Source organism: Mycobacterium sp. E1715, assembly GCF_001667625.1.
In the GTDB taxonomy this organism is placed as follows: domain Bacteria; phylum Actinomycetota; class Actinomycetes; order Mycobacteriales; family Mycobacteriaceae; genus Mycobacterium.
Genome location: NZ_LZJJ01000265.1, coordinates 1 through 7,004, shown reverse-complemented (window position 1 = coordinate 7,004; position 7,004 = coordinate 1). Strand labels below are relative to the sequence as shown.

Below are 7,004 nucleotides of genomic sequence, written 5' to 3'. Positions count from 1 at the left end.
CACTCAGGTAGTCGCGGGCCTGCCGCAGCGCGGTCGACGTCCAGCGGATCGCACCGGGAAGCCGCTCCGGGCCGAGCACCACCAGCCCGACCACGACGAGGACCAGGATGTGCTCCCAGCTCAGGCTGCCGAACATCTAGCTTCCGTCGGGGTCGGGCTTGACGGTCAGGGTGACGTGCCGACCGTCGCGGACCACCTCGATCGGGGCGTCCTGGCCGATGGTCAACTGCCGGACGGCGACGACGAACTCGTCGGCGTCGGCGACCTTGCGGTTACCGACCTTGACGATCACGTCATTCTCCAGGATCCCGCCCTTTTGCGCGGGGCTTCCCGCCTTCACGTTGGCGACCTGCGCGCCGGCGGCGATCGCGTTGCTCACCGACCGGGTGCTGATGCCCAGCGTCGGGTGCACGATCTTGCCGTCTTTGATCAACGTCTGCGCCACCATCTTGGCCTCGTTGATGGGGATCGCGAAGCCCAACCCACTCGCGCTGTCGGACAAAGACTTACCCGCGGTGTTGATGCCGATCACCTGCGAATCCATATCGATCAGCGGGCCGCCGGAGTTGCCGTGGTTGATCGACGCGTCGGTCTGCAGCGCGTCGATGACGGTGTCGGTGTCCGAGCCCTCACCCGACAACGGGACGGGACGGTGCAGCGCGCTGATGATGCCGTGGGTCACGGTGCTGCGCAGCCCCAGCGGCGCGCCCGCCGCGAGGACCTCGTCACCGACATTCACCTTGTCCGAGTCGCCGAACCGGGCCACGCTCAGGTTGTCGACATTGTCGACCTTGAGCACGGCCAGGTCGGTCTTCGGGTCGCGGCCGACCAGGTTGGCGGGCACTTCCTTACCGTCGTTGAACACCACGGTCGTCTTGAACTGGCTGGGATTGTTGGCCGCCTCGGAGATCACGTGGTTGTTGGTGATGATGTAGCCGCGCCCGTCGACAACCACGCCCGAGCCCTGCAAGCCCTCCTGGTCACTCTTGGACTCGATGGTGACCACCGCGTTCGCGGTCGCGGCCGCCACCTTGGCGAACCGGCCGGCCGGACCTTCACCGTTGCCGTTGGTCGACAGGGTCACCTTCGAGGTGGTGAACGCCTCGGCTACCTCGGCCGTCTTGCGGCCGATCACACCGCCGATGACGCCGATGAGCAGCGCGATCAGCAGCAGGGCGAGCAACGCCAGGTAGGACACCTTGCCGCCGAACAGCACATCGCGTACGCCGAGCTTGCCACTGTAGCCCTGCGGCCCCCGAGGTCCCGCGGGGGCGACCGCCGGGGTGCCCAGCGCCGCGGCGGCCGCCGGGTCGCGCCAGGGGTCGTCGATTTCGTCGGGCTCGGCCCCGTTTTTCTCGGCCGCGAGCGCGCCGGCGTCGACGGGGTGGCGCTGCAGCGAGTCGGGGCTTCCGACGGGACGGCTGAACGCCTCCTGGAGGACCGGATCGGCCGGCTCGTCGTGCGGGGAAAACTCGGATTGGTCCCGGTACTTCCGCGCACGGACCCGATCGGCCACGAAGGAGCCGCGCAGTCCGTCGGGACGGCTGAACAGTTGGCGAGACGCGGGGTCCACCGGCGGACGGGAGATGGGGCGCGGCGCCAAGCGGTTGCCGCTGTCGTTGCCTTGGTCGGAGGTCACGTTATCCCTTTGGATCCTCTTCTTGAGCGCTCGAGACAGGCCCTGCACCGGGCGATACCCACGACACCGGCGTGGTCGTGTCCACCCTAGTATCCACGGTTCGGGACCGGCCGCCCATGAGCGCGCGGGCGGGGTGCGCAAAATCGGGACGGATCAACAACGGGGGCTCATTCGGAAGGCGCGCAGCTACGGGCGCTTGCGCTGCTCACGGGCGTCGCGCTCAGCAAAACGGTCGGCCGGCCGGCCGGTCGCGTCGTCGGCCGAATCGTAGGGAATCTCGGCGAGCATTCCGAGCAGCGCGCTCGGGATGCGGATCGGATGCGAATCCCGCAGCGCCGCACGGGCCCGGCTCTGACCGTCGACCTCGGCCGCACACTGCGGGCACAGCGACAGGTGATGCGCCGCCCGCAGGTGCGCGTTCATCCGCAGCTCACCGTCGACGAAGGCCGCGATGGCTTCGACGGAAAGGTGCTCGGTAGAGCCGAACTGGCGCGGCGCGCCGACGGGGGCATCGCTCTGGGAGGCGAACTGGGCGGGAAGCCAGGAGAACGCACGACGGAACAGATGTCCTCGATCGGGCATCACCGGGTCCTTTCGTTGCGCCTACCCCTCGAATGTAGCGCGAGGCAGCTCGCAATATCGCGTCTCGAGACCGCGAAACCGCTGGCTCATGGCCAGGCGACGAACCCTACGCCGACTCGGCGTGCACCGCGTCCCGGCCGGCGCCCGGTTGCGGATGAGCGGCCAGGTAGTCGCGCAACGCCTGACGTCCGCGGTGGATGCGGCTGCGCACGGTGCCGAGCTTTACGCCCAGCGTCGCGCCGATCTCCTCGTAGGACAGGCCCTCGATGTCACACAGGACGACGGCGGCGCGGAATTCCGGCGGCAGGGAATCCAGGGCGGCCTGCAGGTCCGGACCGAGCCGCGAATCGTGATAGATCTGCTCGGGATTGGGCTCGTCGGCGGGCACGCGCTCGTAATCCTCGGGCAGCGCCTCCATCCGGATGCGGGCGCGCCGGCGCACCATGTCGAGGAAAAGGTTGGTGGTGATGCGGTGCAGCCAGCCTTCGAACGTTCCCGGCTGGTAGTTCTGCACCGACCGGAAAACCCGGATGAAGGTCTCCTGCGTCAGGTCTTCCGCGTCATGCTGATTGCCCGAGAGGCGGTAAGCCAGCCGGTACACCCGGTCGGCGTGCTGACGGACCAACTCGTCCCACGAGGGCATCGTGGACTTGTCCCCGGTCGCGTCGAAAACCGCGGTGCCCTGCAGGCCGTCGGAAGGCTCCACCCACTCGTCGGCGGGGCAGTCCTGCGGGTGCGACATGCTGGTCGGGCCCAAAAGCGTGGTGATGATCGAATCCTCCGAATCCGTCCTGTCACAAAGCGACAAGTCGTCATCGACGGCAACACGTGGCCGCCAATCCGTATTCCCGGTCCCACCCGCTCCGCGATCCATAGGGACACCGTCGCGTATGGGCGTATGTGCGATATATGAACAGTCTGAGCTCAGCCTGAGAAACCTTTTCGTTACCAGCGCTGTGCTGGACATATCCGTCGCGGGGTGAGGTTAAACGCACCGGCTTTCCCGGGCGTGTCGTGGCGGCGCGGCTTAGGCGTGCCATGCCGGGGCGCGCACCGGAGTGGAATACGCTGCGGGCATGGACGGCACCGACGCAGACACCCCCGGCCAGCCGGCGCCCAGTCGAGCCGAATCCCTCTTCGCGCACGCCGAGGGGTCGATCTCCGAGGACGCGCTGCTGGCGGCCGCCCGCGAGCGCGCCGTGGACATCGGTGCGGGCGCGGTCACGCCCGCGGTCGGCGCGCTGCTGAGCCTGCTGGTCAAGCTCAGCGGCGGCAAGGCCGTGGCGGAGGTGGGCACCGGCGCCGGGGTCAGCGGACTTTGGTTGCTATCCGGCATGAGCGACGACGGCGTCCTGACGACGATCGACATCGAACCCGAGTACCTGCGGCTCGCCAAGCAGGCCTTCTCCGAGGCCGGGATCGGCCCCTCGCGCACCCGGTTGATCAGCGGCCGGGCCCAGGAGGTCCTCACCCGCCTGGCCGACGAGTCCTACGACCTGGTGTTCGTCGACGCCGACCCGGTCGACCAGCCCGACTACGTCATGGAGGGCGTGCGGCTGCTGCGGTCCGGCGGCGTCATCGTGGTGCACCGGGCCGCTCTCGGCGGGCGCGCCGGCGACCCCGCCGCCCGCGACGCCGAGGTGGTCGCGGTGCGGGAAGCGGCACGGCTTATCGCCGAGGACGAGCGGCTCACGCCCGCCCTGGTGCCGCTGGGCGACGGCATCTTGGCCGCGGTTCGCGACTGACCCGCGCGGCGACCCGCCGCGCCCGGCCTCGGCTCGACGCTGGCGACCCGCCGCGCCCGGCCGCGCCGGGCTTGCGATCGCCACTGGTTCGATGTTTACGAATTCTTGACGCGATACCACCTTGACTCGCGACTGAACGGCCGTTTAACGTACTGAACATGCGTTCAGCCGACCTGACCGCAACCGCTCGAATCCGCGACGCGGCCATCGAGCAGTTCGGACAGCACGGCTTCGGCGTGGGACTGAGGGCCATCGCCGAAGCCGCGGGGGTGAGCGCCGCGCTCGTCATTCACCACTTCGGTTCCAAGGAAGGCCTGCGAAAGGCCTGCGACGACTACGTCGCCGAAGAGATCCGCAGTTCCAAATCGGAGGCGATGCGGTCCAACGACCCCGCCACCTGGTTCGCGCAGCTCGCCGAGATCGAGGAATTCGCGCCGCTGACGGCCTACCTCCTGCGCAGCATGCAGACGGGCGGCGACCTGGCGAAGATGTTGTGGCAGAGGATGATCGACAACGCCGAAGAGTACATGGAAGAGGGTGTGCGGGCCGGGACGATAAAGCCCAGCCGTGACCCGAAGGCCAGGGCCAAGTATCTCGGCATCACGGGAGGCGGCGGCCTCCTGCTCTATCTGCAAATGCACGACACGCCAACGGATTTGCGTGCGGTCCTGCGCGATTACGCCAGGGACATGATCCTGCCGGCTCTCGAGATCTACAGCGAGGGCCTGATGGTGGACCGCACCATGTACGACGCATTCCTGGCCGCCGAAGATCAAGGAGGATCACATGCCAGCTGACAGTGTCGCACCCATCGAAATACGCGGGCTGACCAAGAACTTCGGAGCTGTGCGTGCGCTGGACGGCCTCGACCTGGCGGTGCGCGAAGGTGAAGTCCACGGCTTCCTCGGCCCGAACGGCGCCGGGAAGTCGACGACCATCCGCATCTTGCTGGGCCTGGTCAAGGCGGACGGCGGTAGCGTTCGGATGCTGGGCGGCGACCCGTGGGCCGACGCGGTCGCGCTGCACCGTCAGATCGCCTATGTGCCAGGCGATGTCACGCTGTGGCCGACATTGACCGGGGGCGAGACCATCGACATGCTGGCCCGCATGCGCGGTGGCATCGATGAAAGGCGGCGCGCCGAGTTGGTCGAGCGCTTCGACCTCGACCCACACAAGAAGGCGCGGACTTACTCGAAGGGCAACCGGCAGAAAGTCTCGCTGATCTCCGCGTTCTCGTCGCGCGCCCGCCTGCTGCTCCTGGACGAGCCGAGCAGCGGCCTGGACCCGTTGATGGAGAACGTCTTTCAGCAATGCGTCGCCGAGGCTCGCGATCGCGGCGCGACCATCCTGCTGTCCAGTCACATCCTGGCCGAAACCGAAGCGCTGTGCGAACGGGTGACCATCATCCGGGCCGGCAAGACCGTCGAGAGCGGCTCGCTGGACTCGATGCGGCATCTCAGCCGCACCTCGATCAGGGCCGAAATGACCGGCGACCCCGGCGACCTCACGCGCATCAAGGGCGTCGAGGACGTCAGCGTCGAAGGCAACACCGTGCGTGCCCAGGTCGACGGCGAAAGCCTCGGAGAACTGATCCGGGCACTTGGCGACGCGGGCGTGCGCACCCTCGTCAGCCAGCCGCCGACGCTCGAGGAACTCTTCCTGCGCCACTACGACACGGCGGACAGGGTGTCCGCATCATGAGCACCGCAACCTTGGATCGGTCACGCCGCCCCGCCCACCCCGCACCGCAACTGCGGCCGAACTTCGCGGGGACGCTTGGCATGCTGCGGCTCTACCTACGGCGCGACCGGGTTTCGTTGCCGCTGTGGGTGTTGCTGCTGTCGGTGCCGCTGGCAACGGTGTACGTCGGCAGCATCGAGAAGGTCTACCCCACCGAGGCGGCGCGCGCCGGCTTCGCGGCTTCCATCATGGCGAGCCCGGCGCAGCGTGCCCTCTACGGGCAGGTCTACAACGACAGCCTTGGCGCGGTGGGCATTTGGAAGGCCGGGATGTTCCACCTGCTCATCTCGGTGGCCGTCATCCTGACCGTCATCCGGCACACCCGCGCTGACGAGGAGGCCGGCCGGACCGAGCTCGTGGACTCGACCGCGGTCGGGCGCTACGCCAGCCTCAGCGCCGCCCTGCTGTTGTCCTTCGGGGCCAGCCTCGCCACGGGCATGATCGGCGCGGCGGGTCTGCTCACCACCGATGTCGCCCCGGGCGGGTCCCTCGCCTTCGGTGCGGCGCTGGCCTGCTCCGGCCTGGTGTTCACCGCCGTCGCCGCGGTGGCCGCGCAGTTGTCGCCGAGCGCGCGGTCCGCCCGCGGCGCCGCGTTCGCGGTCCTGGCGGCGGCCTTCACACTGCGCGCCCTCGGCGACGCCGGTTCGGGCGCGCTGTCCTGGCTCTCGCCGCTGGGGTGGTCGCTGCAGGTCCGACCGTACGCGGGCGACCACTGGCCGGTTCTGCTGTTGCACCTGGCGACGACCATCGTCCTCACCGCGGTGGCCTATCGGCTCCTCGCGAGCCGCGACGTGGGTGCCGGGCTGTTCGCCGAACGCCCCGGCCCCGCCTCCGCCGCCCCGGCGCTGGGCAACGTGTTCGGGCTGGCATGGCGGCTGGACCGCGGTGCGCTCGTGTTGTGGACCGTGGGCCTGTGCCTCTACGGCATCTTGATGGGCAGCGTGGTGCACGGCATCGGCGACGAGCTCGGCGGCAGCAACGCGGCGCGCGACATCGTTCTCCGGATGGGCGGGACCAACGCCTTGGCGGAGGCTTTCATCGCCGTCGCGTTCACCATGCTGGGCATGGCCGCGGCCGCGTTCGCGATCTCGCTGACGCTGCGGCTACACCAGGAGGAATCGGCGCAACGGGCCGAGACGACGCTGGCCGGTGCGGTGTCGCGAACCCGTTGGCTCGCCAGCCACGTGCTGGCCGCACTGCTCGGATCCACGGTCGCGATGCTGCTCAGCGGGCTGACCGGGGGGCTGGTCTACGGAGCCGCGGCCGGTGACGTCGGCGGCAAGGTGGCCGTCGTGGTG

General features: G+C 68.9%; 8 protein-coding genes. 4 read left to right on the top strand and 4 right to left on the bottom strand.

Annotated features, from left to right (window positions below):
- From A9X03_RS13810 to sigE, 4 genes are all read right to left on the bottom strand, one after another.
- Positions 1 to 136 (bottom strand): twin-arginine translocase TatA/TatE family subunit (locus A9X03_RS13810; RefSeq protein ID WP_197498865.1); only part of this gene is annotated, 136 nt, incomplete at its 3' end.
- On the bottom strand, positions 137 to 1,639 hold the full coding sequence (locus A9X03_RS13805) for a S1C family serine protease (RefSeq protein WP_068261542.1): 1,503 nt from the start codon (positions 1,637 to 1,639) through the stop codon (positions 137 to 139).
- 186 nt (positions 1,640 to 1,825) lie between these two features.
- Positions 1,826 to 2,221, bottom strand: a complete 396-nt coding sequence (rseA, locus tag A9X03_RS13800) for an anti-sigma E factor RseA (protein WP_067778672.1) — start codon at positions 2,219 to 2,221, stop codon at positions 1,826 to 1,828.
- 106 nt (positions 2,222 to 2,327) lie between these two features.
- Complete coding sequence (sigE, locus tag A9X03_RS13795; protein WP_068261539.1) at positions 2,328 to 3,095, bottom strand: RNA polymerase sigma factor SigE; 768 nt, start codon at positions 3,093 to 3,095, stop codon at positions 2,328 to 2,330.
- A gap of 202 nt (positions 3,096 to 3,297) precedes the next feature.
- Between sigE and A9X03_RS13790 the strand changes: the two genes are divergently transcribed.
- The 4 genes from A9X03_RS13790 to A9X03_RS13775 form a co-directional block, all read left to right on the top strand.
- Positions 3,298 to 3,966 (top strand): O-methyltransferase, encoded by a 669-nt coding sequence (locus tag A9X03_RS13790; RefSeq protein ID WP_067779476.1) that lies wholly within the window; start codon positions 3,298 to 3,300, stop codon positions 3,964 to 3,966.
- A gap of 158 nt (positions 3,967 to 4,124) precedes the next feature.
- The gene (locus A9X03_RS13785) at positions 4,125 to 4,763 is read left to right on the top strand and encodes a TetR/AcrR family transcriptional regulator (protein WP_067760922.1); all 639 of its coding nucleotides are present in this window, start codon (positions 4,125 to 4,127) and stop codon (positions 4,761 to 4,763) included.
- Positions 4,753 to 5,667, top strand: a complete 915-nt coding sequence (locus tag A9X03_RS13780) for an ABC transporter ATP-binding protein (RefSeq protein ID WP_067760924.1) — start codon at positions 4,753 to 4,755, stop codon at positions 5,665 to 5,667. Before A9X03_RS13785 ends, A9X03_RS13780 begins: the two co-directional genes overlap by 11 nt.
- A partial coding sequence (locus tag A9X03_RS13775; protein ID WP_197696076.1) for an ABC transporter permease occupies positions 5,664 to 7,004 on the top strand: 1,341 nt, incomplete at its 3' end. The genes A9X03_RS13780 and A9X03_RS13775, both read left to right, overlap by 4 nt.

Coding starts and splice junctions, on each gene's coding strand:
- rseA (WP_067778672.1), bottom strand. CDS start 2,221: ATGCCCGATCGAGGACATCTGTTCCGTCGTGCGTTCTCCTGGCTTCCC.
- sigE (WP_068261539.1), bottom strand. CDS start 3,095: ATGGATCGCGGAGCGGGTGGGACCGGGAATACGGATTGGCGGCCACGT.
- A9X03_RS13790 (WP_067779476.1), top strand. CDS start 3,298: ATGGACGGCACCGACGCAGACACCCCCGGCCAGCCGGCGCCCAGTCGA.
- A9X03_RS13785 (WP_067760922.1), top strand. CDS start 4,125: ATGCGTTCAGCCGACCTGACCGCAACCGCTCGAATCCGCGACGCGGCC.
- A9X03_RS13780 (WP_067760924.1), top strand. CDS start 4,753: ATGCCAGCTGACAGTGTCGCACCCATCGAAATACGCGGGCTGACCAAG.